The organism is Achromobacter anxifer, assembly GCF_903652925.1.
GTDB lineage: Bacteria > Pseudomonadota > Gammaproteobacteria > Burkholderiales > Burkholderiaceae_B > Achromobacter > Achromobacter anxifer.
The window spans coordinates 1-25,728 of record NZ_CAHLAR010000006.1 but is presented as its reverse complement, the minus strand read 5'-3'; the positions used below and the strand labels follow the sequence as shown (position 1 = coordinate 25,728).

Here is a 25,728-nt window from a genome sequence, read left to right as displayed (position 1 = left end):
CGCTGTTTTTTCCGCATCCTGAGTCCCGCCATGTCCGCACGCACTGAAACCCACGCATTCACCGGAGCCGCCGGCCGCATCGATTGCGCCTTGGACTGGCCCGCGGGCACGCCGCGAGGCTGGGCGCTGGTCTTGCATCCGCATCCGCTGCAAGGCGGCGCGCGCGAGAACAAGGTGGTCACGACGATTTCGCGCGCCTGCGTGCAGCACGGCCTGGTGGCGGTGCGGCCCAATTTCCGCGGGGTCGGGCAGTCCGAAGGCAGCTTCGACAAATCCGTGGGCGAGACCCAGGACATGCTGGCGGTGGTGGCGCAGATGCGCGAGCTGCATCCCGAGCTGGCCCAGGCGCCGTGGGTGCTGGCCGGCTTCTCGTTCGGCACGGCGGTCGCCGCGCAGACCTACGCCGCGCTGGCGGAGCAGGGCGACGCCGTCCTGCCGTCGGCCCTGATGCTGATGGGCCCGGCCGTGAACCGCTTCCAGTCGCACGAAGTGCAGGTGCCGGACGACACGCTCATGGTGCACGGCGAGGAAGACGAAGTCGTGCCGCTGTCCGAGGCCATGGACTGGGCGCGCCCGCGCTCCATCCCCGTCGTGGTGGTGCCGGGCGCCTCGCATTTCTTCCACGGCAAGCTGCTGGTGCTGCGCCAACTGGTGCAGGCGCGTCTGAAGGTCGCGCTGGACTGAACTGGTCCCTGGCGGGGGGCCGGGATGCGGCCGCAGGTAGCATCAGGTTGCATGTTTTCGTCACACGGGAACCCTGCGCGGGCCGGAGGGGTCTTATCGACTGCCTATAATTGTCAGCCACTTGCCCCGCGCCGGCGGGCGTCATTACTGGACCCACGTTGCCGATGAAGAATTTGCCTTACTCCGCTCACTCCCCCGTTGTCTTTACCCGCCGCCTGCTGTCAGGCGCGGTGCTGTCGGCCATGCTGGCAGCTTCGATGCCGGTCTGGGCGCAGCAGGCTCCGGCCGCGGCGCCCGCCGCAGCCGCTGGCGCCGCGGCCCCGGCTCCCAACGCTTCGGCCGTGGTGCCGGTGGGCGATGTGTCGGCGGTGCCGGCGCCCACGATCGCGGCCAAGGCCTGGATCGTGATGGACGTGAACAGCGGCCAGACCCTGGCCGCGTCCAACCCGGACATGAAGGTGGAGCCGGCTTCGCTCACCAAGATCATGACGGCCTACGTCGTGTTCAACGCGCTCGATGAAAAGCGCCTGACGCTGGAACAGACCGTGCCGGTGTCCGAGCGCGCCTGGCGCACGGGCGGCTCGCGCATGTTCATCGAGCCGCGCAAGCCGGTCACTGTCGACGAGCTGAACCAGGGCATGATCGTGCAGTCCGGCAACGACGCCTCCGTGGCCCTGGCCGAGGCCGTGGGCGGCAGCGAGGCTTCTTTCGCTTCGCTGATGAACCAGGAAGCCGAACGCCTGGGCATGCGCAACACGCACTTCATGAACGCCACCGGCTTGCCGGATCCGCAGCACATGACGTCCACGCGCGACCTGGCCATCCTGTCCTCGCACCTGATCACGGATCACCCGGACTACTTCCACTACTACAAGCAGAAGAGCTACACGTACAACAAGATCACCCAGCCCAACCGCAATCGCCTGCTGTGGGCCGATCCGTCGGTGGACGGCATGAAGACCGGCCACACCGATTCGGCCGGCTACTGCCTGGTCTCGACCGCGGTGCGCGGCGACCGCCGTATCCTGGTGGTCGTGGTGGGCACGGACAGCGAAGCCACGCGCGCCGAGGAAAGCCTGAAGCTGCTGAACTGGAGCTTCCAGAACTTCGACACCGTGAAGCTGTTCGACAAGAGCCAGCCCGGCATCGACGCGCGCGTCTGGGAAGGCACGGCTGAAAACGTCAAGCTGGGCCCGCCCAACCCCGTGTCGATCGCGGTGCCGCGCGGCAAGGCCGGTGACTTGAAGCCGGTGGCGCAGCGCACGGACCCGCTGATCGCCCCGCTGGCCAAGGGCCAGCAGGTCGGCACCCTGCAGTTCACCCTGGACGGCAAGGTGCTGCGCACCGAACCGCTGGTGGTGCAGGACGCGGTCGAGCGCGCCGGCTTCTTCGGCCGCATGGTCGACACCGTCAAGCGCTGGTTCAACTAATCGCCGCGCCGCGGCCCTGGCCGCGGGTGTAAGCTAGCAGCGGGCGTTTCATACGTGAAACGCCCGTGTTTCATTCATGGGGCGAGCCGGGCGGCTCGTCCCTATCCATTTCATATTCAGGAGTGCCTCATGATTCCGGGCGTGCCGGGCGAAAGCCAGGTGTATCTCAATGGTGAGTTCCTGCGCGTGGACGAGGCCAAGGTCTCCGTCCTCGACCGCGGCTTTATTTTTGGCGACGGCATCTACGAAGTCGTCCCTGTGTACCAAGGCAATGCGTTCCGCATGGCCGAACACCTCAACCGCCTGGACCGCAGCCTGGCCGCCTTGCGCATCGCCCAGCCGTTCGACCGCGATGGCTGGATCGACCTGATCCAGAAGCTGCTGGCGCGCACCGACATGGAAACCTGCATCGTCTACCTGCAGGTGACGCGCGGCGTGGCCAAGCGTGACCACCAATTTCCCTCGACGCCCGTCGCGCCGACGGTATTCGGCATGATCTCGGCCTGGTCGCCGCCGCCCGCCGCGCAGCGCGAACGCGGCCTCAGCGCCATCAGCATTCCGGACGAGCGCTGGCTGCATTGCGAAATCAAGTCGGTCTCCCTGCTGGGCAACGTGCTGGCCAAGCAGCAGGCGGTGGATGCGCAAGTCGACGAAGTCGTGCAGTTCCGCGACGGCTACCTGACCGAAGGCTCATCGACCAATATCTGGGTCGTGTCCGGCGGCAAGCTGCTGGCGCCGCCCAAGAACAACCTGATCCTGGAAGGCATCCGCTACGGCCTGATGGGCGAGCTGGCCGCCGAGGCCGGCATTCCGTTCGAATCGCGCCCGATCTCGCGCCAGGAAGTGGAACAGGCCGACGAACTGATGCTGTCCTCGGCCACCAAGGAAGTGCTGGCCATCGTCTCGCTGGACGGCAAGCCGGTGGGTTCGGGCAAGCCCGGCCCTGTTTTTGCGCAATTGCGAGCGGGTTATGATGCCCGCATCGCCGCGCTCTAGGCCGGCGTTACCGGGCGGCTCCCGCGGGGCCGCCCCGGCGGCCTTGCCGGCTGGCGGTTTGCCCCCATATAAGCAGGATATGGCCGCCCCGTGGCAGGCACCCTCGGGTGCAGTATCGAGAGCAGTGGCCGCGCCCTGGGGGGCACCACCAAACAGGTAATAGGCACATCATGCAACATATCCCGCCCGAAGATTCCCTCATCGAATATCCCAGCGACTTTCCCATCAAGGTCATGGGCAAGCAGCATCCCGAATTCGCGCAGACGCTGACCGAAGTCGTGCTGCAGTTCGACCCCGAATTCGATGCCGCCACGGTCGAGATGCGGCCCAGCAAGGGCGGCAACTACATGGGCCTGACCTTCACCGTGCGCGCGACCTCGCGCGAACAGCTGGACGCGCTCTACCGCGCCCTGCACGGCCATCCGATGGTGTCCATCGTTCTCTAGCGCATAAGCAGGACAGCTGTGATCAAGTGGCTCGCGCGGCCGGCCGACTACCTGTCGGTCTGGCACGACATGCAGGCGTATACCAATCTGCGCGGCGCCGATACGCCGGACGAGATCTGGCTCTGTGAACATGCGCCCGTCTACACCCTGGGGCAGGCCGGCCTGCCCCAGCACGTGCTCAACCCCGGCGGCATCCCCATCGTCCATTGCGACCGCGGCGGGCAGGTGACCTATCACGGCCCTGGGCAGGTCATGGCCTATGCGCTGTTCGACCTGCGCCGCGCCGACATCTACGTCAAGGAATACGTCAACCTGCTGGAAGGCGCGGTCATCGACACGCTGGCCCAGATGGGCGTGGCAGACGCGTGCCGCAAGCCTGGCGCGCCGGGGGTCTACGTGCCCGATCCGGACGGAGGCGAGCTGGCCAAGATCGCCGCGCTGGGCATCAAGATCCGCAACGGCCGCGCCTACCATGGCGTATCGCTGAACGTGCAGATGGACCTGGCGCCGTTCCTGGGCATCAATCCCTGTGGTTACGCGGGGCTGCGCACCGTCGATATGGCGGCCTGTGGCGTAAGGCGCGAACCCACCGAGGCGGGCGATGCGCTGGCGCGCAATCTGGCCCAGGCATGGGACCGCGCAAGGAACAAGACATGAAGACCTATAGCGCGGCCGAAGTGGCCGCAACCACGCCCGAGGAACTGGCCCGCCTGCGCGAGCAGGGGACGGCCGAGGATTACGCCGCCTGGATCCGCGCGGCGGCCGAGCTGGGCTTGATTGAAGCCCAGACCATCTATGGCCAGATGCTGCTGGACGGCTTCGGCGTGGAACGCGATCAGGAACAGGGGCTGGCGTGGTTCAAGCGCGCCGCCCATGCCGATCATCCCATGGCTATCAACATGGTGGGCCGCTGCTACGAAAATGGCTGGGGCGTGCCGCGGGACGATACGGTGGCGGCCTACTGGTTCCGCTTGGCCGCCGACCGCGGCCTGGACTGGGGCATGTACAACTACGCCCATATGCTGCGCAGCGGCCGCGGCGGCGTGGCGCAGGATTCCGCCGCGGCGCTGGCCCTCTACCGCAAGGCGGCCGAGGCCGGCCACGTGAAGTCCATCGGCGTGGTCGGGCGCTATTACGAGGCCGGAGATGTGGTCGAGCAGGACATGGACAAGGCCTTCGACTGCTACCAGTGCTGCGCCGAAGGCGGTGATTTCCGCGGCATGTTCCACCTGGGCCGGCTGCTGTTGCTGCGCGGACAGAAGCAGGAAGCCGTGCAATGGCTGGTCCGCGTGCCCGAAACCGCCACGCCCGCGTTCCTGCAGGAAGCGAATGGCATGCTTCAGGCCAACGGTTTTCCGGCGATGTACGAGTAGGCGGGTTGAAGCGCGAGCGCGCTTCACCGACCCTACGTGCTCAGTCTTTCCTCAAGAATCGCTTCCACCACTACCCGTTCGCCCGTGCCGCGTTCGCCGTCCAGGCGGTCGAGCAGCAGCTGTCCGGCGCGTTGGCCCAGGATGGCGGCGTCCGCGCCCAGGGTGGTCAGCCCCTGCGCCCATTGCGCGGCGCTGCCGTCGTCCGAGTAGCCCAGCACAGCCAGATCTTGCGGCACGTGCAGGTCGCGGTTGTGGGCTTCGGAGACCGAGGCGGCGGCCAGCAGGTCGGCGGTGCAGAACACCGCGTCGAAAATGGTGTTGGTGGTCAGCAGGCGCAGAAAGGCCATTCGGCCGTCATTCATGTGCTGCACTTCGGGCTGCACGATGTCCGCCGCCAGTTCCAGTCCAAGTGCGGCCGCGCTGCTGATGAAGCCTTCGCGGCGGGCGCGTTCCCAGGGGGTGTCGGCGCTGACGCAGGCGACGCGTGCATGGCGTTTGGCGGCCAGGTGCCGCGCGGCCATGCGGCCGGCTTCGGCGTTGTCGACCACGACGGCGCTGTCCAGCGGCTGGGCGGATGCGATCCAGGTTTCCACGATGGGGATTTCCAGCGTCGCCAGCGCGGCGCGCAGGGCCGGGTCGTCCAGCGGGCCGATGACCAGCGCCGCGGCGGGGCGCAGTTCGCCGAGTCGGGCCTGGGCCTCGCGCCAGGGGCCTGCGGCCAGGTAGTAGCCGGCGGGCATCAGCAATTCGGCGCAGGCCTGGATGGCGCGGGCTGCGGGGGCCCAGTCCAGCCGGGGGGCGATCAGGGTGATGGGGCGGAGCGGAGGCAGGGCGGACATGGGAAAAACCGGCGGATTCGTCAGGCGTGACGATAACCCAGGCCCGCTCCTCGTGAGGACGCCAGCGCCCCGGGGTACGGGGCCCTGGCCGGCGGATCCGGGCGGCGGAGGGTAAAATGCCGTTTTTGTCCCAGATCCGGTGCGTCCGCGCGCCGGTCATCAAGGTGTTCCATGTCTACGCTCGCCGAGTCTCCCGTGCCCTCGAACGAATCCGCCGCTGCGCCCGCGGAGGCTGCCTACGATCCGACGCAAAAGCAGAAATCGCAGGCCAAGACGGCGCGCATTCCCATCAAGATCGTTCCGGCCGAACGCCTGAAGAAGCCCGAATGGATTCGCGTGAAGGCCGCCGCGCCCGGTTCGCGCTTCTACGACATCAAGCGCATCCTGCGCGAGCACAACCTGCATACGGTGTGCGAGGAAGCATCCTGCCCGAACATCGGCGAATGCTTCGGCAAGGGCACGGCCACGTTCATGATCATGGGCGACAAGTGCACCCGCCGCTGCCCCTTCTGTGACGTGGGGCATGGCCGCCCGGATCCGCTGGACACCAACGAGCCCGTCAACCTGGCGCGCACCATCGCCGCCATGAAGCTGTCCTACGTCGTGATCACCTCGGTGGACCGCGACGACCTGCGTGACGGCGGCGCCGGCCATTTCGTGGATTGCATCACGCATATCCGCGAACTGTCGCCCAGCACCCGCATCGAAGTCCTGGTGCCCGACTTCCGCGGTCGCCTGGACCGCGCGCTGACCATCCTGAACGCCGGTCCTCCGGACGTCATGAACCACAACCTGGAAACCGTGCCGCGCCTGTACAAGCAGGCACGCCCGGGCTCGGACTACATGCATTCGCTGAAGCTGCTGGCCGAGTTCAAGAAGCTGCACCCCGAGGTCCCCACCAAGTCCGGCCTGATGCTGGGCCTGGGCGAGACCGACGAGGAAATCCTGCAGGTGATGCGCGACATGCGCGAGCACAACGTGGACATGCTGACCATTGGCCAGTACTTGCAGCCCTCGGAGCATCACCTGCCGGTGCTGCGCTACGTGCATCCGGACACCTTCGCCATGTTCGAGCGCGAAGCCTATGCCATGGGCTTCTCGCATGCGGCGGTGGGCGCGATGGTGCGGTCTTCGTACCATGCCGACGAGCAGGCCCACGCCGCCGGCGTGAACTGAGTCAGAAGGCCGGCGCGCCTGCGAACGGCGCGCCGTTGCGGTCCTTTTCGGACAGCACGGGCGGTTGCTGGCAAGGCCAGGCGATCGCCAGTTGCGGATCGTCCCAGCGTATGCAGCGTTCATGCTGCGGCGCGTAATAGTCGGTGGTCTTGTACAGGACCTCGGCAAACTCCGACAGCGTCAGGAAACCGTGGGCAAAGCCTTCGGGTATCCATGCCTGGCGCCTGTTCTCCGCGCTGAGCCGCGTTCCCACCCATTTTCCATAGGTCGGCGAGGCGCGCCGCAGGTCCACGGCCACGTCGAAGATCTCGCCCGCGCACACGCGCACCAGCTTGCCCTGGGTCTGCTCGACCTGGTAGTGCAGGCCGCGCAGCACGTTGCGCGCCGAGCGCGAATGATTGTCCTGCACGAAGTTGCGCCGCAGCCCCGTGGCCGCCTCGAACGCGGCCTGGTTGTAGCTCTCGAAGAAGAAGCCGCGCTCGTCGCCCAGCACCCGGGGTTCCAGGATCAGCACGTCGGGAATGGCTTGCGGAGTGACTTTCATTGGAATGAGGGGTTTTCGGGTGTGATGAGCTGGTCCAGGGCGCGGTCGACCTGTTCGGTCCATGGGGGCATCCGCAGTTGCAGCGCCCGCGACAACTTGCCCGTATCTAGCCTGGAATTGGGCGGCCGTTGCGCGGCCGCTGGATAGTCCCGCGCCGCGATCGCGCGTATCCGTTCCGGGGCTAGCGTCAAGCTTGCGCCGCGCGCGCAGGCTCCCGCGACGATGTATCTGGCGTAGGCATGCCAACTGGTCGAACCGGCGGGGGCCAGGTGGTAGGTCCCCGCAGGCAACTGCCCCGCGCGATGCCGCCCGATCGCGAGCGCGGTCAGATCGGCGACCAGTTCAGCCGAGGTGGGCGTGCCGCGCTGGTCGGACACCACGTCCAGGCTCTCCCGCTCCTGCGCCAGGCGCAGCATGGTCTTCAGGAAGTTCCGGCCATGCGTCGAATAGACCCAGCCGATTCTGAACACCAGGGCATCGCAGCCGCTGGCCTGGATGGCCTGTTCGCCCGCCAGCTTGCTGCTGCCGTATACGTTCAGTGGATTGGGGGCGTCGGTTTCCACGTAGGGCCGGTCTTGCGCGCCGTCGAATACGTAGTCGGTCGAATAGTGGACCAGCATCGCGCCGGTGGCGCGCGCCTGGCCAGCTAGAACGGCAACCGTCGTCGCATTGATCTGGTTGGCGGTTTCGGGGGCGCGTTCAGCCATGTCCACCGCCGTGTAGGCGGCCGCGTTCACGATCACGTCCGGACGGTGCGAGGACAGAGCGGCGAGCAGGGCGTTCTCATCGCGCAGATCGGCGTCTGCGCGGCCCAACGCCACGACTTCCCCCAGGGGGACCAGAGCGCGGCATAGTTCACGGCCGACCTGGCCGTTCTTGCCTAGCAATAAGATCTTCACGCGGTTCTTGCCCAGTATCCAGCTAGTCTTGGTCCGGTCGTGCCGGCCGCGAGACTACTTGCGCGCCTGGGCGCCCGCCCAGAACGTGTCCTTCTGCCCCGCATGCTGGTTTATACAACGCGCCAGCACGAACATCAGGTCGGACAGCCGGTTCAGATACTGCCGCACGGGCGGGTTCACCTGATCGGCGCGGGCCAGCGCCACCACGGCCCGTTCGGCGCGGCGGCAGACGGTGCGCGCCACGTGCGCCTGCGCCGAGCCGCGCGAGCCGCCGGGCAGGATGAATTCGCGCAGGGGGGGCAGCGTCGCGTTGTAGTGGGCCAGGCGCGCGTCCAGGCGGGCGATGTGCTCGTCCGTCATGGCGGTATGGCCGGGGATGCAGAGCTCCGCGCCCATGTCGAACAGGTCGTGCTGGATGGCCAGCAGGTCGGCGGAGATCTCGGCGGGCAGGTCCTCGGTCAGCAGCACGCCGATCACGCTGTTCAGTTCGTCGACGTCGCCGATGGCTGCGATGCGGGGCGCGTCCTTGGGCGTGCGGGATCCGTCCCCTAGACCCGTGGTGCCGTCGTCTCCAGTGCGGGTGGCGATGACGGATAAGCGGTTGGCCATGGAAACTCCTGGAATGGGTGACGAATGTAGGGGTTTTGCGTCCAGCCGTGTACCTGGGCGGCGCGGATCGCGCGCTTCGCAATCAACTGACAAGATTGTTGCGTCATGGCCCGGGAACTGTTGCACAAGGGCGGTATCCTAGCACTATGGACCGCGGGGAGCGTGGCGCTTGCCGGCTCCGCGCCGTCGCTGCAATCGGAGGATATCTGCATGATTTTTGACCGCAAGTACGCAATACCCATGGCTGTCGCCGCGGCTGCGGCCGTCGTGACGGTGGCGGCGCCGCTGGCGTTCGCGCAGCAGGCTGACGCCAGCGGCGAAGTGCGGCGGGTGGACCCGGCCGCGGGCAAGGTCACGATCAAGCATGACGCCATCAAGGCGCTGGACCTGCCGGCCATGACGCTGGTTTACGAGGCGGATCCGGCCTTGCTGGCCAAGATCAAGGCGGGCGACAAGGTGCGCTTCACGGCGGTCCGCAAGGACGGCAAGTACATCGTGACGGCGATCAGCAACTAGCGTCCCGCGCAAGGTCCGGCCCGATCGGCGCCCCAAGAAAAACGCCGTCCGCAGCCCTAAGGCAGCGGACGGCGTTTTTGCTGGCGGAGCGCGGAGCGCCTGCGGCTTACAGCACGTAGCGGGCCAGGTCCTGGCTGCTGGCGGCTTCCGCCAGTTGCGCGTTGACGTAGGCGGCGTCGATCTTCACGTTCTTGTGGTTGCTGGCGGTGGCGTCGAACGACAGCTCGTCCAGCAGCTTTTCCATGACCGTGTAGAGGCGGCGGGCGCCGATGTTCTCGGTGGTTTCGTTGACGTCGAAGGCCAGCTCGGCCAGGCGGCGCACGCCTTCTTCCGTGAACTCCAGTTCCACGTCCTCGGTCGCCATCAGCGCCGTGTACTGCTTGGTCAGCGACGCGTCCGTGTCGGACAGGATGCGCACGAAGTCCTCGGCGGTCAGCGATTCGAGTTCGACGCGGATCGGGAAGCGGCCCTGCAGTTCGGGGATCAGGTCCGAGGGGCGCGACAGGTGGAAGGCGCCGGACGCGATGAACAGGATGTGGTCGGTGCGGACCATGCCGTAGCGCGTGTTGACGGTGGTGCCTTCGACCAGCGGCAGCAGGTCGCGCTGCACGCCCTGGCGCGAGACGTCCGCGCCGCCGGATTCCTGGCGGGCGGCGATCTTGTCGATCTCGTCCAGGAAGACGATGCCGTTCTGCTCGACGTTGTTGATCGCCACGGTGCGCAGGTCTTCCTCGTTGACGCGCTTGGCGGCTTCTTCGTCGACGATCAGCTTGAAGGCTTCGCGCACCTTCATCTTCTTGGGCTTTTTCTTGTCGCGGGCCATGCCGGCGAACATGCCGCGCAGCTGCTCGGCCATCTCTTCCATGCCGGGCGGCGTCATGACATCCATCTGCGGCACGGCCTGGGCGACTTCGATCTCGATTTCGAGGTCGTCGATCTTGCCTTCGCGCAGGCGCTTGCGGAAGGTCTGGCGGGCGCTGTTGTCCTCGCCGCGCTCCGGTTCGCCGGAGGCGCCGCGCGCGGGCGGCACCAGGGCGTCCAGGATGCGGTCTTCGGCGGCGTCTTCAGCCTGGGTGCGCACGCGGCGCATTTCCAGTTCGCGGGTCTGTTTGATCGAGTATTCGGTCAGGTCGCGGATGATGGTGTCGACGTCGCGGCCCACGTAGCCCACTTCGGTGAACTTGGTGGCTTCGATCTTGATGAAGGGCGCGTTGGCCAGCTTGGCCAGGCGGCGCGCGATCTCGGTCTTGCCCACGCCGGTGGGGCCGATCATGAGGATGTTCTTGGGGTGGATTTCGTGGCGCAGGGGTTCGGCGACCTGCTGGCGGCGCCAGCGGTTGCGCAGCGCCACGGCCACGGCGCGCTTGGCGCGGTTCTGGCCGACGATGTACTTGTCGAGTTCGGAGACGATCTCTCCGGGCGTCATGTTGGATGCGGACATGAGGGCGGATCCTTGAAGCTAGGGCAGGCTGGGGTGGCGGCGCGGCGCGCGAGGCGCCGCGTGGCAGGCGTCAGTCGCCCAGCGTTTCGATGACGTGGTTCTGGTTGGTGTAGATGCAGAGGTCGCCGGCGATTTCCAGCGATTGCTTGACGACGGCCTCGGGCGACAGTTCGGTGTTGCGCAGCAGCGCCAGCGCCGCCGACTGGGCGTAGGCGCCGCCGGAGCCGATGGCCGCCAGGCCGTGCTCGGGTTCGAGCACGTCGCCGTTGCCGGTCAGCACCAGCGTGTGCTCGGCGTCGGCCACGATCAGCATGGCTTCGAGGCGGCGCAGGACGCGGTCGGTGCGCCAGTCGCGGGTCAGTTCGACCGCGGCGCGCATCAGGTTGCCCTGGTGCTTTTCCAGCTTGGCTTCGAAGCGTTCCTGCAGGGTGAACGCGTCGGCGGTGGCGCCGGCGAAGCCGGCCAGGATCTTGTCGTGGTACAGGCGGCGGATCTTGCGGGCCGTGCCCTTGATGACGATGTTGCCCAGGGTGACCTGGCCATCGCCGCCCAGTGCGACGCGGTTGCCGCGGCGCACGCACACGATGGTGGTGGCGTGAAATTGTTCCATGCGTTCCTTCCTATGAAGCGATTAGCTGGGGGCGGTTCAGAGGAAATCAAGGCTGGGCGTCTCGCGTCCTCTCTGGACGCCGGCCAAAAGAAAAAAGGCCATGCTGGAAACCAGCATAGCCTTTCAGCGTAGGGCATGAATACGGGACGGATCAGTCGCCGTAGAGCTTCTGGCGCATTTCGCGGCGTTCCTGCGCTTCGAGCGACAGGGTGGCCGTGGGACGAGCCAGCAGGCGCGGAATGCCGATGGGTTCGCCGGTTTCCTCGCACCAGCCGTATTCGCCGCTGTCGATGCGGGCGATGGACTGTTGCACCTTCTTCAGCAGCTTGCGCTCGCGGTCGCGGGTGCGCAGCTCCAGGGCATGTTCTTCCTCGATCGTGGCGCGGTCGGCGGGATCGGGCACGAACTGCGTTTCACGCAGGTGCTCGGTGGTTTCGCCGGCGTTGGCCAGGATGTCTTGCTCGAGTTGTTTGAGCCGTTCCTTGAAGAACGCCAGCTGGCGTTCGTTCATATAGTCGGACTCGGGCATGGCCAGCAATTCCTTTTCGCTGGGCAGATCAATCGCCGTATCGCTCGTCGACTTGCTTGATTTCTTGGTTGCTGCCTTGGTAGCCATGAAAACACTCCACTATGAATCGATCCTGGCGCGGGCGTCCATTCCCGGTCCGTATTACTTGTTGCCTACGCTATTCGTACCTCACAGTACTGCCTTCGTCGCATCACGTCACGTCAGGAAGGGGGATTACCCCGCCAGGCACTGCTCCAAGCCCCGGGTGAAAATCTCCTGGGGCAGCTTACGGCCGATGAAAACCATCTTGGTGGACGGTTTTTCGGCTGCGGTCCACGGCTTGCCGGGTTCGGCGCCCATCATCATGTGCACACCCTGGAACAACATGCGGCGGTTGATGCCCTTCATGTACAGGATGCCCTTGTAGCGCATCAGGTCGGGACCATAGACCTGCACCACGCCGCCCAGGAATTCCTCAAGGCGCGCGGGATCGAACGGCTTGTTGGAACGGAACACGAACGCGCCGATTTCGTCGTCGTGCTGGTGGTGGTGGTGGTGATGGTGGGCATGATTGCAATGCGCCCCGCAATCGCCTTCGTGATCATGGTCGTGATCGTGACCATGGTCGTGGCCATGATCGTGACCGTGGTCGTGATCATGGGCGGCGTCGGGGTGTTCATCGGCCAGGAAGTCCGGGTCGATGTCCAGTATGGAATTCAGGTTGAAGCCGCTGATGTCGATGATGGACTTCAGGTCGACTTCGCCGAAGTTGACCGGCGTGATCGGCGCGCGCGGGTTCATGTGAACCAGACGGTGGCGCAGCGCTTCGTAGTCGACTTCGTTGACCAGGTCCCGCTTCGAGATCAGGATGCGGTCGGCGAAACCGACCTGCTTCTGGGCCTCGGGCTGGGCGTCGAGGGTAGTCATGCCGTGCTTGGCGTCGACCACCGTGACCACCGCGTCCAGGCGGTAGTACTCGGCGATGTCGTCATCCATGAAGAACGTCTGGCAGACGGGGCCGGGGTTGGCCATGCCGGTCGTCTCGATGATGACGCGTTCGAAGCTGAGTTCGCCGGCTTCGCGCTTGACGCGCAATTCGCCCAGCGTGCGCATCAGGTCGCCACGCACCGTGCAGCAGACGCAACCGTTGGACAGCTCGATGATTTCTTCGTCGCGGTCCTGCACCAGCAGGTCGTTGTCGATGCTTTCCGGTCCGAATTCGTTTTCGATGACCGCGACGCGGCGGCCATGGTATTCGGTCAGGATGCGTTTGAGCAGGGTGGTCTTGCCCGCACCGAGGAAGCCGGTGAGGATGGTGACGGGAACCATTTTGTCCAAACTGCGCGGGGTATTCATGGCGAAGCTGCTAGCGTGAAGTCAAGGCGTTAAACAGGAACTCTCGGCGGGGATTCCACCCTGTCTTTCCACGCCGTCTTGCGACGCTTAAACGGGGTTTCCCAGGCTTTGCCGGAGGATGTTTGCCACAGGCTGCGTAGGCCGCCTGCAGCGGCCGGACGCAGGATTACAGCACAGTCGGGGGCAGGGGGCAAACCCAGGGTCAACCCTGGGGCCGTAGCCATCCAGATGGCGTCCGTACGCCGTCAAGTATCGGGCGATACCACTATTTGGGGGCGGTTTGCCCGATTTCAAGAGCGCGATGCGCGCGCTTGCCGAAAGGGCTTAATACTTAGTGATGATGGTGGCCGTGGCCGGCTTCCGCGGCGGGCTGCTTCTGCTGGCACTGGGGGCACAGCGCGCGGATTTCGGTTTCGTGGGTGGCCAGGGCGTAGCCGGTCTGGGCGACGCGCTCGGCCAGCTGGCGGCTCATGGCGGGATCGGACACTTCCGCGACCGCGCCGCAGCCGGTACAGACGACCAGCAGGTCATGCGGCGCGCCGCCGGCGTCGTGGCAGGCGCTCCAGGCGTTGACCGCGTCCAGGCGGTGGATCAGGCCCTCGTCCATCAGGAAATCCAGGGCGCGGTACACGGTCGGGGGCGCGGCGCCCGGGTGCACGGCGCGCATGGCGTCCAGCAATTCATAGGCCTTCAGGCTGCGCCCATGGCGCAACAGCAGTTCCAGCACCTTGCGGCGGATGGGGGTGAGGCGGCGTCCGCGCTGCTCGCACAGCGCTTCGGCGACGCTGAGCTGGGCGCCGACGGTATCGCTGCGAGGAGTGCGGGAAGGTGCGGACATGTCTGGCTTTATCTGAATAGGAAACGCGCGCGATGCGCGCGAGATGCCTGGAAGGTAGCAGAAAACATCCAGATGCGGGCGAAAGGCATGGAATCAAGCCATTTGGTTATGATATAACATAATGCAAATTGGCCGTAGCCGCTATCCGCCAGCGCTTTTTCACCCATGTCCCACTTCACGCTTTTGCCGCCGCGGCCCGCCGCCGCGCCGCGGCAGACCCTTCCGCCGCGTTCCGCCTTCCTCGTTTCCGCCTGGCGCCGAATGGCGGCCGCCTTGGTGGCTGCTGCCACGCTGTGGGCCCTGACCGGCTGGGCGCTGGACTGGTGGCCGCGATGAATCCGCCCGTCACCATCGAGCTGGCCGACGCATCCTTCGGCTGGCACGGGCACGCCGCGCTCAAGTCGGTGTCCGGGCGCTTCGCCGCCGGCGGCATGACCGCCGTGGTGGGGCCCAACGGCGCCGGCAAATCGACCTTGATCAAGGGCATCATGGGCGTGCTGCGACCCATGGCCGGCAGCGTGCGCATCGGCGGCGCGGGCCGTTCCGAACTGGCGTGGCTGCCGCAAGCCGCCGAGCTGGACCGCGCGTTTCCGGTGTCGGTGCTGGACCTGGTGGCCTTGGGAGCCTGGCGCCGCGTGGGCGGATGGCGCCGCTACGCCAATGAGGAACTCGATCGCTGCATGGACGCGCTGGCAACCGTGGGCATGGCCGACGCGGCCGGGCAAGGCGTGGACACGTTGTCCGGCGGCCAGATGCAGCGCGCGCTGTTCGCGCGGATGCTGGTGCAGGACGCGCCCGTGCTGCTGCTGGACGAACCCTTCGCCGCGGTGGACAGCCACACGGTGGACGACCTGATGGCCCTGCTCTGCGGCCTGCACGGTCAGGGCCGCACCGTGATCGCGGTGCTGCACGATCTGGACCTGGTGCGCGACCATTTCCCCGAATGCCTGCTGCTGTCCGGTTCGGTGGTGGCCTGGGGCGATACCGCCGACACCTTGAACGACGCGCATCTGCAGCTGGCGCGGCAATGGCACGCCTGGAGCCGCGCATGAGCCTGGCGCAATGGGCGGTGTCGCCCTTCCTCGATTACGGCTTCATGCGGCGCGCGCTGGCGGGCGCCTGCGCGCTGTCGCTGGGCGCGGCGCCGCTGGGCGTGTTCCTGGTGCTGCGGCGCATGAGCCTGATGGGCGACGCCATGTCGCACGCCATCCTGCCCGGCGTGGCGGCGGGCTTTCTGCTGGCCGGCCTGTCGCTGGGCGCGATGATGCTGGGCGGCATCGCCACGGGTTTGGCGGTGGCCCTGCTGGCGGGCCTGGTGGCGCGCCTGACGCCGCTGCGGGAAGACGCCAGCTTCGCGGCCTTCTACCTGATATCGCTGGGGCTGGGCGTGCTGCTGGTGTCGCTGCGCGGCTCCAATATGGACCTGCTGCACGTGCTGTTCGGCACGGTGCTGGGGCTGGATGACGCCGCCCTGCTGCTGGTCACGGCCACGGCCAGCGTGACCCTGCTGGTGCTGGCCGCGATCTACCGGCTGCTGGTGGCCGAATGCCTGGACCCCGGATTCCTGCGCGCCAGCGGCGGCGGCGGAGGCTGGGTGCACATGGGCTTCCTGGTGCTGGTGGTGGTGAACCTGGTGGCGGGATTCCAGGTGCTGGGCACGCTCATGGTGGTCGGCATGATGATGCTGCCCGCCGCCGCCGCCCGTTTCTGGGTCCGTTCGGCCGCCAGCCAGATCCCGCTGGCCGCGGGCCTGGGCGTGGCGGCTTCGGTGGCCGGCCTGCTCGTGTCGTACCACTTCAACGTGCCCGCCTCGCCCGCCATCATCCTGGCGGCCGGCGCCTGCTATCTGTTTTCCATCGTGAGCGGCCCGCAAGGCGGGCTGCTGCGGGCGCGCCGCCGCATGCGCCGCGCCTGACTTCCTAGGAGATTCGCCATGCGTACCCATTCCCTGGCGCGCCGTCGCGCGCTGCTGGCCATGGCAGGCCTGTGCCTGTCGGCAGTACTCGGCAGCGGCCATGCCGCCGAGCCGTTGAAGGCAGTGGCCAGCTTTTCCATCCTGGGCGACATCGTGCGCGAAGTGGGCGGCGGCGACGTCAGCGTGGCCACGCTGGTGGGACCCGACGGCGATGCGCACGAATACGAACCCACGCCCGGCGACGCGAAGAAGCTGGCCGCCGCGCGCGTGCTGTTCGTCAACGGCCTGGATTTCGAGACCTGGATGCCGCGGCTGGCGAAGGCCTCGGGCTTCGCGGGCGCGACCGTGGTCGCCTCCCAGGGCGTGACGCCGCGCAAGTTCGCGGGCGGTGGCCACGATGACGGGCACGACCATGATCACGGCCACGACCACAGTCATGACCACGACCATGGCCACCAGCATGGCGACGCCGATCCGCACGCCTGGCAGAACCTGGCGAACGGCGTCATCTATGCCCGCAATGTGGCAGAAGGCCTGGCCGCCGCCGACCCCGCGCATGCCGACGCCTACCGCCAGCGCGCGCAGGCCTACATCGCGCGCCTGCAGGCGCTGGATGCCCAGGTCCGCAAGACCTTTGCCGCGATTCCGGCCGAACGCCGCAAGATCGTGACCTCGCATGACGCCTTCGGCTATTTCGGCGACGCCTATGGCGTGGCGTTCATCCCCGCGATGGGCGTGTCGACCGACGCCGAGCCCTCCGCCGGCGAGGTGGCGCGCATCATCGAGCAGGTCAAGCGCGAGCGCGTGCCGGCGGTGTTCGTGGAGAACATCAGCAGCCCCCGGCTGGTCCAGCAGATCGCGCGTGAAACCGGCGCCAAGGTGGGTGGTACGCTGTATTCTGACGCCTTGTCCAAGCCGGGACAGCCCGGCGGCACCTACCTGGAAATGTTTGAATGGAACGTACGTCAGCTCGCCGCGGCCATGCAGCCCTGAGCGCGGCGGCGATGCTGCTGGCGGCGGGCGCCGCCAGCGCGCACCCGCATATGTGGATCGATGCCCGCGCGGCGATCGATATCGATGGACAGCGGCGCATCACGGCGGTGCGGCAGGTCTGGCTGTTTGACGAGATGTTCGGCGCCTACGCCACGCAGGGCCGGAAGAAGGGCAAGGACGGCTCGCTGTCCGCCGAGGTCCTGCAGGGCATGGCGCAGGATTGGATGCGGGCGCTGGGCGAGCCGATCTCGCACTACTTCACCCGCGTCACCGTGGACGGCAAGATGGCGGCCTTCGCCGAGCCGCGCGATGCGCGCGTCGACTGGAATCCCAAGACCACGCGCCTGACGCTGTCCTTTACCTTGCCGCTGGCCGCGCCGGTGGCGCCGGGCGCTGGCGGCGCGCAGGTGGATATCTACGATCCCACCTATTTCGTGGCCTACGCCTTCGATGAAAGCGGCGCGGTATCGCTGGGCGGGCAGGAAGCCAAGACCTGCACCTCCGCCTACCGCAAGCCCAAGGAACTGGATTGGAAAACCATGCAGCAACTGGCCGCGATCCCGGCCGACCCGGAGGCCTTGCCGGACGAGCTCTTCGCCATCACCAAGGGGCTGACGCACCGCATCGAGGTGCGCTGCCCGTAGCGCTTGCGTTGCTGGCCGTGCTGCTCCTGGGCGGCGCGGGCGCGGCAGCGGCCCAGGGCGCGCATCCCTTTGGCGTGCCGGAGAGTGGCGCCGGCATGAGCGGGCCGGGCTGGCTGGCCGGCTTCTTCGGCCAGGTATCGGCCTGGCAAAGCCATTTCTACCGGCAGCTGACGGGCGCGGTGCGCGCCTGGCAGGCCGACGGCGGCGCGGCCTGGGCCCTGATCGGCCTGTCGTTCGCCTACGGCGTGTTTCATGCGCTGGGCCCGGGGCACGGCAAGGCGGTGATCTCTTCCTACGTATTGGCCAACCGCCAGACCGCGCGCAACGGCGCGTTGCTGGCGCTGGCGTCCGCGCTGATCCAGGCGCTGGTGGCGATTGCGTTGGTGGCCGCGCTGGCGCTGGTGTTCAACGCGACCGCGGCCACGATGAACAATGCGACGCGCTGGCTGGAGCTGGCGTCCTATGCGCTGGTGACGTTGCTGGGCCTGTGGCTGGTGTGGGTCAAGGCTGTCCGGCCGCTGCTGCGCGCGCGAACGGGGGGCAGGCGTGATCACGAGCATGGACATGCGCACGGCCACGAGCATGGGCATAAGCACCAGCACGGACATGATCACGACCACCACCACGACTGCGGCTGCGGCCACGCGCACGTGCCCGCGCCGGAGCAGGTGTCCGGCCCGCTGAACTGGCGCCGCGCGGGCACGGCGATCCTGGCGGTGGGCCTGCGCCCGTGCAGCGGCGCGCTGATCGTGCTGGTGTTCGCCTTGGCGCAGGGCTTCTTCCTGGCCGGCGTGGCCTCGGCCCTGGCGATGGGCCTGGGCACCGGCCTGACGGTGGCGGCGCTGGCCTGCCTGGCGGTGGCTGCGGGAGGCGCCGCGACGCGCATCGGCAGCCGCCTGTCCGGCACGGGCGCGGCGCGCCTGCGCTACGGCGTGGAAGCGCTGGCGGCGGTGGCGGTGCTGTTGCTGGGCGTGATGCTGCTGGGCGGCGTGATCGCCGGCGGCGGCTAGATCAGGGTTCCGCGGGCCTGCGGCGCGAGCCGCCTTTGACGGCGTATACCGAAGGACTTCAGGACTTGCGGCCGGCGCGCGGATGCGCCTGGTCGTAGGCGCGGGCCAGGTGCTGGAAGTCCAGCCGCGTGTAGATCTGGGTGGTCGAGATGTTGGCGTGGCCCAGCATTTCTTGCACGGCGCGCAGGTCTTGCGCGGACTGCAGGACATGGCTGGCGAAACTGTGGCGCAGCACGTGCGGATGCACGTGCGTGGGCACGCCGGCCTGTTGCGCGATGCGCGCCAGCTGCAGCTGCACCACGCGCGGCGAGATGCGGCCGCCGCGCGCGCCCAGGAACAGCGCGGCGGCGTCCTGGGGCTGGGCAGCGGCAGGCGCCAGTTGTGGGCGCGCCGCGATCCATTTGCGCAAGGCTTCCAGGGCGGCCTGGCCCACGGGCACCGAGCGGCGCTTGCCGCCCTTGCCCAGCACGGTGACCTCGGCCTCTTCCAGGTTCAGCCAGCCGCGCGATTCATAGTTGCCCGAGCGTTCGTAGCGCAGGTCCAGCCCGACCAGCTCCGACAGCCGCAGACCGCTGGAATAGAGCAGTTCGAGCATGGCCTGGTCGCGCAGCGCGGCGGGTTCGGTCGCTACTTGAGCGGGCGCGCGGTCCAGCAGGGCCTGGGTCTGTTCCACCGACAGGGCCTTGGGCAGGCCGCGCGGCGCCTTGGGCGCGCGCACGCCGGCCACGGGATTGCCGGCCAGCTCGATCGCCGGCGCCCACCATTGATAGAAGCCGCGCCAGGCCGCCAGGGTGCGCGCCAGGCTGCGCGGGCCGCGGCCCTGGGCGTGCAAGCGGGCGACGAACTGGCGGATGTGGCCGTTGCCGAGCTTGTCCAGCGGCAGCTTGGCGTGGTCCGCAAGCTCGCGCAGGAACTGCAGTTCGCGGCGGTAGCCGTCCAGCGTGTGCGGCGAATAGCGGCGGTTGGTTTCCAGATGGCGCAGCCAGGCGCCCATCGCGTCCGGCAGGGGCGTATCGGGCGCTGCCGTATCTTGCTTTTGGGCTGTCTTCGGCATGGCTGCGCCCGTGTCCGCGCTAGGCCTTGGGCGTGGCCGGATTCAGGCGATGCAGCGCCGCCGAAGCCAGCTGGCCGATCGATTCCAGGAAGGTCGTGCCCATTTCAGGCGTGAAGCGTTCGGCGTCGTCCGAGCCCAGCACCAGCAGGCCGATGGCGGGGCCGTCCGCTTCCAGGCGCAGGGGCACCAGCGCCAGCGACTTGGGCTTGGCGTCCAGCCAGCCGGCCGCTTCGAATTCGGTGTCGGTGCCGCAATAGGGCGTCTTCAGGCTGTCGGTGAAGGTGCGCACGTCCTGCGTGACGGGCTCGCCGTAGCCAGTGGCCGGCAGCTCGGACAGGTCCCACAGGCGCAGCGCCACGTGGTTCAGTTCGAACTGTTCGGCCAGGCCCAGGGCGATCTCGCCCGGCACGTGCTGCGGATCGCATTCGGACAGCAGGCGGCGGCACCATTTGGCCACGTGCGTGCCGATGCTTTCATTGGCGCTGGCGTTGCGCACGAGTTCGTTCAGGCGCCATTCCAGTTCGCGGTTGCGTTCGCGCAGCGTCAGGATCTGGCGTTCGCCCAGCGAAATGGCACGCGAGCCGTGCGGGTGCGGCACCTGCAGCGTGGCGAAGACGTCGGCATGGTCGTCGAAGAAGCCGGGATTCTCTTGCAGGAATGCAGCGATGTCCTGGGCGGTAAAAGCGGTATCAGTCATAGCTTATCGGTTCAGCGCCATGGAGAAGACGAGCTTGTCGATGTCGACCTGCCCCGTGAATACGGATTCGGCCGGGCCGGTCATGCGCAATTGCTCGCCGTTCCAGGCGATGGTCAGTACGCCGCCGCGCGTTTGCACGCGCACGGGAGAGTCCAGCAGGCCGCGCCGGATGCCGGCCGCGACGGCGGCGCAGGCGCCGGTGCCGCAGGCCAGGGTTTCGCCGGCGCCGCGTTCGAACACGCGCAGGCGGATGTTGTTGCGGTCCACCACCTGCATGAAGCCGGCGTTGACGCGGCGCGGGAAGCGGCGATGGGTTTCGATCAGCGGGCCGAGCACCGACACGGGCGCCGTGTCGACGTCGTCCACGACCTGCACGGCGTGCGGATTGGAAATGGCCACGGCGGACACCGCGACCGTGCGCGGCAGGCCGGCGGGGGCGTCCAGTTCCAGGTCCCACAGCGTGTCCTGGCCTTGGGTGTGCGAGGCCAGGCCGGCGGTGTCGAACGGCAGCGCGGCGGGCTCGAAGCGCGTGCTGCCCATTTCGACGGTGACCTGCTCGTCGTCGCCTTCGTCCAGGACCAGGATGCCGGTGGCGATTTCGGCGCGCAGCGGATTGCGGTCGGACAGGCCCTGCTCGTGCACGAAGCGCACGAAGCAGCGCGCGCCGTTGCCGCAGTGTTCGACCTCGCTGCCGTCGGAATTGAAAATGCGATAGCGGAAATCGGCGTCCGGCCGGGTGGCGCGTTCGACCAGGAGGATCTGGTCGGCGCCGATGCCGAAATGCCGGTCGCCCAAGGCGCGGGCGCGCTCGGGCGTCATTTCGATGGTCTGGCGGACCCCGTCGAGCACGACGAAATCGTTGCCCGCGCCATGCATTTTGGTGAAGTTCCAGTTCATCACTGGATTATCGCCCATATTGGCGCGCGGGCGGCGCGGGCCCTGGACTCAGTAGAGTTTGGGCTCGCCCGGCGGCCGCGTCTTGAAGCGGCGGTGGACCCAGTAGTACTGGCTGGGGCAGCGGCGCACCCAGGATTCCAGCTCGCGGTTCAGGCGGGCCGTGGCGTCTTCGAGCGAGTCCTCGCCCGGGAAGTCGGCCAGCGGCGGCAGCACTTCGACGTGATAGCGGCCGGTCTCCGGATTCCAGAAGTCCAGGATCGGAAGCACCGCGGCGTCCCACTTCCTGGCCAGTTGGGCGGTGGCAAGCAGGGTGGCCGCCGGCACGCCGAAGAATGGCGCGAAAGTGGCGCCCTGGCGCCCGAAGTCCATGTCCGGCAGGTAGTAGACGGGCCGGCGTTCGCGCAGGTGGCGGATCAGGTCGCGCACGCCGTCCTTGCGGCTGACCAGGAAGACTTCGTTGAAGCGCTTGCGGCCCGCCGCCACGATGGCGTCGACCTGGGGATCGCTTTGCGGCGTGTACATGGTGGCGCCGCTGGGCACTTCCATGGTGAGCCGCGTCGCGGCGGCGTCCAGCCCGATGAAATGCGGCGCCAGCAGGATCACTGGGCGGCCCTGCGCGACCAGTTCATTGATCCGGTCCGCGCCGCTTTGGGTCACCATGTCCTTGATGGCTTCGGGCGTGCCGTACCAGAGCACGCCGCGGTCGACGATGGACTGCGCCAGCGCGCGGAAATGGTCCGCGACCCATTGTTCGCGCACCTGCTCGGGCTGATCTGGGAAGCACAGTTCCAGGTTGCGGCGCACGATGCGCGTGCGCGACTTGGCCAGCCGCGGCGCCAGCCAGCCCAGGCCGGCGCCGATGCGCATGCGCGTCGACGGCTTGATGCGGCCGAACCATTTCAACAGGGAGACCAGCGCGCGCGTTTTGAAATCGGACATAGGGAATGAAGTTGGGCGGACGGGAGCGCGACGCTTCAACGGGCCGGCGGTGCAGTGTCAGAGGCGGGCGCCGGCGGCGCGCCGCGCGGCGTCTTGTAGCGGTTGTAGCTCCAGAGATATTGCTCCGGACAGCGGCGGATCAGCGTTTCCATGGCGGCGTTGAGCAACGCGGCCTGCGCTTCGGCGTCGGCGGGCAGGGGCTCGGGCACGCGCACGTAGTGGATGCGCCAGCCGCGGCCGCCGGGCAGCCGTTCGCCCGCGGTCAGGATGATGGGAACGCCCGTCTGCGTGGCCAGCTTGCCGGGCAGCGTCATGGTGTAGGCCATGCGCCCGAAGAACGGCGCCCAGACGCCGTCGCCCACGCTGGGCGCCTGGTCGGGCAGCATGCCCACGGATTCGCCCCGGCGCAGGGCGCGCACGAATTCGCGCACGCCCTGCATATTGGCCGGCACTGCGTTGACGGCCGAGGTGTTGCGCGCGGTTTCCAGCAGCGGGGCCAGGATGTCCTTGCGCGGTGGCCGGAACATGACCGTCATGGGCATTTGCCGGGCCAGATAGCGGGCGGTGATTTCAAAGCAGCCCAGGTGCGGCGTCAGGAACAGGATGCCGCGCTGTTCGGCGCGGGCCGCGCTGACCACGTCGTTGTCGTCCGAGATGACTTGGGCCAGGCTTTGCTCGTTGCGGAACCAGACGCGCGGGCTTTCCAGGATCATGGCGCCGATTTCACCGGCCGCGCGGCGCGCGAACGCCGGGTCGGGGTAGCCGGCCTGGGCCGCATTGGCTTGCAGCCGCCGCCGGTACTTGCCCGGCCAGGCATAGATCGCGCGCCCGGCGAGGCGCCCCGCGGCGTGCGCGACGGAGAGGGGCAGGGCGGCGAAGAGTCTGAACAGGAAGAGCAGCATGCGGCAGGAAAATAGGACGGGCGGGAAGTGCGTCTGGGCCCGGGAATATACCCATGCGTCCCCGGGGCTTTGGCGGCAGCACCGCATTTTCGCTTAAAATAGCGCAGTCGCCGAGTTAACCGACAACTTGCGGGGCGACGGCAAGGGTACAGCGCTTTGCGCGGCTTTTGCCAAATCCGCTAAAGCGTCGCGCCCGGATTTGCTTATGTCTTGCGGTCAGGGGTGCAACGCGCCTCGTGAACCTACGCGCCGGCGCAGCCGGCCACCAAGGACGCATCTGTGGCCAATAACGACTTTCTCTTTACTTCCGAATCCGTCTCCGAAGGGCATCCCGACAAGGTTGCCGACCAGATCTCCGATTCGATCCTGGACGCCATCTTCACGCAGGACCCGAATGCGCGCGTAGCAGCTGAAACGCTGTGCAACACGGGCCTGGTCGTGCTGGCCGGCGAGATCACCACGACCGCCAACGTCGACTACATCCAGGTCGCGCGCGACACGATCCGCCGCATCGGCTACGACAACACCGAATACGGCATCGACTACAAGGGCTGCGCGGTGCTGGTCGCCTACGACAAGCAATCGCCGGACATCGCCCAGGGCGTGGACCGCAGCTCGGAAGACTATCTGAACCAGGGCGCGGGCGACCAGGGCCTGATGTTCGGCTATGCCTGCGACGAAACGCCCGACCTGATGCCGGCTCCGATCTGGTACGCGCACCGCCTGGTGCAGCGCCAGAGCGAACTGCGCAAGGACGGCCGCCTGCCGTGGCTGCGCCCCGACGCCAAGTCGCAAGTGACGTTCCGCTACATCGACGGCCGCCCGGCGGAAGTCGACACGGTGGTGCTGTCGACCCAGCACGCGCCCGAAGTCTCGCAAGAGACCATCCGCGAAGCGGTGATCGAAGACATCATCAAGCCTAGCTTCCCCGAAGGCCTGATCACGCCGAAGACCAAGTTCCTGGTCAACCCGACCGGCCGCTTCGTCATCGGCGGCCCGCAAGGCGATTGCGGCCTGACCGGCCGCAAGATCATCGTCGACACCTACGGCGGCGCATGCCCGCACGGCGGCGGCGCGTTCTCGGGCAAGGATCCGTCCAAGGTCGACCGTTCGGCCGCCTATGCCGCCCGCTACGTGGCCAAGAACATCGTGGCCGCCGGCCTGGCGCGCCAGTGCCAGGTGCAGGTCAGCTACGCCATCGGCGTGGCCGAGCCCATCAACATCACCGTCTACACGGAAGGCACGGGCGTCATCCCCGATGACCAGATCGCCAAGCTGGTGCGCGAGCACTTCGACCTGCGTCCCAAGGGCATCGTCAACATGCTGGACCTGCTGCGTCCGATCTACGCCAAGACCGCCGCCTACGGCCACTTCGGCCGTTCCGAGCCGGAATTCTCGTGGGAAGCCACGGACAAGGTGCAGGCGCTGAAGAAGGGTGCGTAAGCCTTCCAGGCGCTGAAAAAAAGCCCCCGCATCGCGGGGGCTTTTTTGTGGCCGGAAGGCCAGGACTCACAGTCCCCAGGCCGACAGATCCGGCCGGCGCGGCGCGGGCGCCAGCACCGGTTCCAGCGCCGCGGCGCAATCCAGCATTGCGGCGTCGCCGCCCGCAGGCGCCAGCAGCTGCACCGCCATGGGCATGCCTGCGGCGTCGTTGCCCGCCGGCAGCGAGATGGCGGCCGCGCCCAGGAAATTGGCCGGGCGCAGCAGCTTGCCCAGGCCAGCGTGGCGCGCGTCGTCCGCGTCCAGCGGTTGTGCGGCCTGGTCGCAGGCGGGCATCAGCAGCGCGTCCAGGCCCTGCATGGCTTGCGCGAACGCGGCCATGTCGGCGGCGCGGCGTTGCAGCGCGGCTTCGTAGTCGGCCTGCGCGATGCGCCCGCCTGCGGCGATGCGCTTGCGCACCACTTCCCACAGCGGCTGGGCCGGGTCTTCGGCCAGCGCGCCGTAATAGCGATAGGCCTCGTAGGCCAGCACCAGCGAGTTGTCGTCCGCCATGCGGGCGAAGGACAGGCCGGCGGGCGGCTGCCAGGGCGTGGGCGTGTAGCCCGCCCGCGCCAGGTTTTCCTCGGCTTCGCGCCAGGTGCGCAGACCGGCTTCGGCCAGGGTCGCGGGCCAGGCTTCGGGCGCCAGCAGCGCCACCGGGCCCGGGCCGCGGCAGCCTGGCTGGCGCAGGGCGGCGACGGCGACGGCGGCGGGCATGGCCAGCGTGGCGGCATCGCCGAAGTCCGGGCCGGACAGCAACTGCGTCAGCAGGCGGGCGTCCGCCACGTTGCGCGTGATCGGGCCCAGCACGTCCAGCGTGTCCGACAGGGGCAGGCAGCCGGCGCGGCTGATAACGCCGGTGGAAGGCTTGTAGCCGACCACGCCGTTCAGCGCCGCCGGCGCGCGCACCGAGCCGCCGGTGTCGCCGCCCAG

30 protein-coding genes are annotated in these 25,728 nt (G+C 67.8%); 14 read left to right on the top strand and 16 right to left on the bottom strand.

Going from position 1 to position 25,728, the window contains the following annotated elements:
* Nucleotides 1-30 precede the first annotated feature (30 nt).
* The 6 genes from HWY37_RS19450 to HWY37_RS19425 all read left to right on the top strand — a co-directional run bounded on the left by HWY37_RS19450 (nt 31) and on the right by HWY37_RS19425 (nt 4,929).
* Entirely contained in the window at nt 31-684 is a 654-nt protein-coding gene (locus tag HWY37_RS19450) for an alpha/beta hydrolase (RefSeq protein WP_175208182.1), read from the top strand.
* A gap of 164 nt (nt 685-848) precedes the next feature.
* Nucleotides 849-2,114 carry a D-alanyl-D-alanine carboxypeptidase family protein gene (locus HWY37_RS19445; protein ID WP_175208181.1) on the top strand — a complete coding sequence of 422 codons (1,266 nt, stop codon included), beginning with the start codon at nt 849-851 and terminating at the stop codon, nt 2,112-2,114.
* 129 nt (nt 2,115-2,243) lie between these two features.
* Complete coding sequence (locus tag HWY37_RS19440; RefSeq protein WP_175208180.1) at nt 2,244-3,110, top strand: D-amino acid aminotransferase; 867 nt, start codon at nt 2,244-2,246, stop codon at nt 3,108-3,110.
* A 170-nt stretch (nt 3,111-3,280) separates the two neighbouring features.
* A complete protein-coding gene (locus HWY37_RS19435) occupies nt 3,281-3,556 on the top strand; it encodes a YbeD family protein (RefSeq protein WP_054457066.1) in 276 nt (91 codons plus the stop codon).
* Nucleotides 3,557-3,574: 18 nt separating this feature from the next.
* Nucleotides 3,575-4,213, top strand: coding sequence for a lipoyl(octanoyl) transferase LipB (lipB, locus tag HWY37_RS19430; protein WP_175208179.1), 639 nt, complete (start codon nt 3,575-3,577; stop codon nt 4,211-4,213).
* Nucleotides 4,210-4,929 carry a tetratricopeptide repeat protein gene (locus HWY37_RS19425; RefSeq protein ID WP_176089684.1) on the top strand — a complete coding sequence of 240 codons (720 nt, stop codon included), beginning with the start codon at nt 4,210-4,212 and terminating at the stop codon, nt 4,927-4,929. Before lipB ends, HWY37_RS19425 begins: the two co-directional genes overlap by 4 nt.
* Nucleotides 4,930-4,961: 32 nt before the next feature.
* On the opposite strand, the gene HWY37_RS19420 is transcribed toward HWY37_RS19425, so the two are convergent.
* Nucleotides 4,962-5,768, bottom strand: coding sequence for a LacI family DNA-binding transcriptional regulator (locus HWY37_RS19420; protein ID WP_176089683.1), 807 nt, complete (start codon nt 5,766-5,768; stop codon nt 4,962-4,964).
* Nucleotides 5,769-5,939: 171 nt separating this feature from the next.
* Between HWY37_RS19420 and lipA the strand changes: the two genes are divergently transcribed.
* On the top strand, nt 5,940-6,944 hold the full coding sequence (gene lipA, locus HWY37_RS19415) for a lipoyl synthase (protein ID WP_175208176.1): 1,005 nt from the start codon (nt 5,940-5,942) through the stop codon (nt 6,942-6,944).
* 1 nt (nt 6,945) lies between these two features.
* Here the strand turns inward: lipA and rfbC are convergent, their stop codons facing one another.
* From rfbC to HWY37_RS19400, 3 genes are read right to left on the bottom strand one after another with little or no spacing between them, the layout of a single operon-like run.
* The gene (rfbC, locus tag HWY37_RS19410) at nt 6,946-7,488 is read right to left on the bottom strand and encodes a dTDP-4-dehydrorhamnose 3,5-epimerase (RefSeq protein WP_175208175.1); all 543 of its coding nucleotides are present in this window, start codon (nt 7,486-7,488) and stop codon (nt 6,946-6,948) included.
* Entirely contained in the window at nt 7,485-8,387 is a 903-nt protein-coding gene (gene rfbD / locus HWY37_RS19405; RefSeq protein ID WP_176089682.1) for a dTDP-4-dehydrorhamnose reductase, read from the bottom strand. The genes rfbC and rfbD overlap by 4 nt, the downstream gene beginning before the upstream one ends.
* 54 nt (nt 8,388-8,441) lie before the next feature.
* Complete coding sequence (locus HWY37_RS19400; protein WP_175208173.1) at nt 8,442-8,996, bottom strand: cob(I)yrinic acid a,c-diamide adenosyltransferase; 555 nt, start codon at nt 8,994-8,996, stop codon at nt 8,442-8,444.
* A gap of 210 nt (nt 8,997-9,206) precedes the next feature.
* Here HWY37_RS19400 and HWY37_RS19395 point away from each other — a divergent pair, with 210 nt between their 5' ends.
* Nucleotides 9,207-9,512 (top strand): copper-binding protein, encoded by a 306-nt coding sequence (locus HWY37_RS19395; protein ID WP_175208172.1) that lies wholly within the window; start codon nt 9,207-9,209, stop codon nt 9,510-9,512.
* Between the two features lie 106 nt (nt 9,513-9,618).
* Here HWY37_RS19395 and hslU read toward each other — a convergent pair whose 3' ends face one another.
* From hslU to HWY37_RS19365, 6 genes are all read right to left on the bottom strand, one after another.
* Complete coding sequence (gene hslU, locus HWY37_RS19390; RefSeq protein WP_175208171.1) at nt 9,619-10,953, bottom strand: ATP-dependent protease ATPase subunit HslU; 1,335 nt, start codon at nt 10,951-10,953, stop codon at nt 9,619-9,621.
* A gap of 70 nt (nt 10,954-11,023) precedes the next feature.
* Complete coding sequence (gene hslV / locus HWY37_RS19385) at nt 11,024-11,563, bottom strand: ATP-dependent protease subunit HslV (RefSeq protein WP_013396837.1); 540 nt, start codon at nt 11,561-11,563, stop codon at nt 11,024-11,026.
* Between the two features lie 151 nt (nt 11,564-11,714).
* Nucleotides 11,715-12,179: an RNA polymerase-binding protein DksA gene (dksA, locus tag HWY37_RS19380; protein ID WP_006389752.1), complete on the bottom strand. Its 465-nt coding sequence runs from the start codon at nt 12,177-12,179 to the stop codon at nt 11,715-11,717.
* Nucleotides 12,180-12,305: 126 nt separating this feature from the next.
* Nucleotides 12,306-13,427: a CobW family GTP-binding protein gene (locus HWY37_RS19375; protein WP_175208170.1), complete on the bottom strand. Its 1,122-nt coding sequence runs from the start codon at nt 13,425-13,427 to the stop codon at nt 12,306-12,308.
* Nucleotides 13,428-13,758: 331 nt separating this feature from the next.
* Nucleotides 13,759-14,265, bottom strand: a complete 507-nt coding sequence (locus HWY37_RS19370) for a Fur family transcriptional regulator (RefSeq protein WP_175208169.1) — start codon at nt 14,263-14,265, stop codon at nt 13,759-13,761.
* An 8-nt stretch (nt 14,266-14,273) separates the two neighbouring features.
* A complete protein-coding gene (locus tag HWY37_RS19365; protein ID WP_175208168.1) occupies nt 14,274-14,555 on the bottom strand; it encodes a hypothetical protein in 282 nt (93 codons plus the stop codon).
* Nucleotides 14,556-14,597: 42 nt separating this feature from the next.
* Between HWY37_RS19365 and HWY37_RS19360 the strand changes: the two genes are divergently transcribed.
* Genes HWY37_RS19360 through HWY37_RS19340 form a run of 5 tightly spaced genes read left to right on the top strand, consistent with a single transcriptional unit; the run spans nt 14,598 to nt 18,827 of the window.
* On the top strand, nt 14,598-15,317 hold the full coding sequence (locus HWY37_RS19360; protein ID WP_175208167.1) for a metal ABC transporter ATP-binding protein: 720 nt from the start codon (nt 14,598-14,600) through the stop codon (nt 15,315-15,317).
* The gene (locus HWY37_RS19355; RefSeq protein ID WP_175208166.1) at nt 15,314-16,180 is read left to right on the top strand and encodes a metal ABC transporter permease; all 867 of its coding nucleotides are present in this window, start codon (nt 15,314-15,316) and stop codon (nt 16,178-16,180) included. The genes HWY37_RS19360 and HWY37_RS19355 overlap by 4 nt, the downstream gene beginning before the upstream one ends.
* An 18-nt stretch (nt 16,181-16,198) precedes the next feature.
* Nucleotides 16,199-17,173 (top strand): metal ABC transporter substrate-binding protein, encoded by a 975-nt coding sequence (locus HWY37_RS19350; protein ID WP_176089681.1) that lies wholly within the window; start codon nt 16,199-16,201, stop codon nt 17,171-17,173.
* A 50-nt stretch (nt 17,174-17,223) separates the two neighbouring features.
* Entirely contained in the window at nt 17,224-17,817 is a 594-nt protein-coding gene (locus HWY37_RS19345) for a DUF1007 family protein (RefSeq protein ID WP_425485030.1), read from the top strand.
* 8 nt (nt 17,818-17,825) lie between these two features.
* A complete protein-coding gene (locus HWY37_RS19340) occupies nt 17,826-18,827 on the top strand; it encodes a nickel/cobalt transporter (protein ID WP_484456027.1) in 1,002 nt (333 codons plus the stop codon).
* A 58-nt stretch (nt 18,828-18,885) separates the two neighbouring features.
* Here HWY37_RS19340 and xerC read toward each other — a convergent pair whose 3' ends face one another.
* From xerC to HWY37_RS19315, 5 genes are read right to left on the bottom strand one after another with little or no spacing between them, the layout of a single operon-like run.
* Nucleotides 18,886-19,881 carry a tyrosine recombinase XerC gene (gene xerC, locus HWY37_RS19335; RefSeq protein ID WP_281372240.1) on the bottom strand — a complete coding sequence of 332 codons (996 nt, stop codon included), beginning with the start codon at nt 19,879-19,881 and terminating at the stop codon, nt 18,886-18,888.
* Nucleotides 19,882-19,900: 19 nt separating this feature from the next.
* Complete coding sequence (locus HWY37_RS19330) at nt 19,901-20,578, bottom strand: DUF484 family protein (protein WP_176089680.1); 678 nt, start codon at nt 20,576-20,578, stop codon at nt 19,901-19,903.
* A 3-nt stretch (nt 20,579-20,581) separates the two neighbouring features.
* Nucleotides 20,582-21,493, bottom strand: a complete 912-nt coding sequence (gene dapF, locus HWY37_RS19325; protein WP_175208164.1) for a diaminopimelate epimerase — start codon at nt 21,491-21,493, stop codon at nt 20,582-20,584.
* A 30-nt stretch (nt 21,494-21,523) separates the two neighbouring features.
* The gene (locus HWY37_RS19320; protein WP_175208163.1) at nt 21,524-22,414 is read right to left on the bottom strand and encodes a lysophospholipid acyltransferase family protein; all 891 of its coding nucleotides are present in this window, start codon (nt 22,412-22,414) and stop codon (nt 21,524-21,526) included.
* A gap of 35 nt (nt 22,415-22,449) precedes the next feature.
* Entirely contained in the window at nt 22,450-23,316 is an 867-nt protein-coding gene (locus HWY37_RS19315) for a lysophospholipid acyltransferase family protein (RefSeq protein WP_176089679.1), read from the bottom strand.
* A 279-nt stretch (nt 23,317-23,595) separates the two neighbouring features.
* Here HWY37_RS19315 and metK point away from each other — a divergent pair, with 279 nt between their 5' ends.
* Entirely contained in the window at nt 23,596-24,759 is a 1,164-nt protein-coding gene (gene metK, locus HWY37_RS19310) for a methionine adenosyltransferase (RefSeq protein ID WP_176089678.1), read from the top strand.
* Between the two features lie 66 nt (nt 24,760-24,825).
* On the opposite strand, the gene HWY37_RS19305 is transcribed toward metK, so the two are convergent.
* Nucleotides 24,826-25,728 (bottom strand): amidase family protein (locus HWY37_RS19305; RefSeq protein WP_176089677.1); only part of this gene is annotated, 903 nt, incomplete at its 5' end.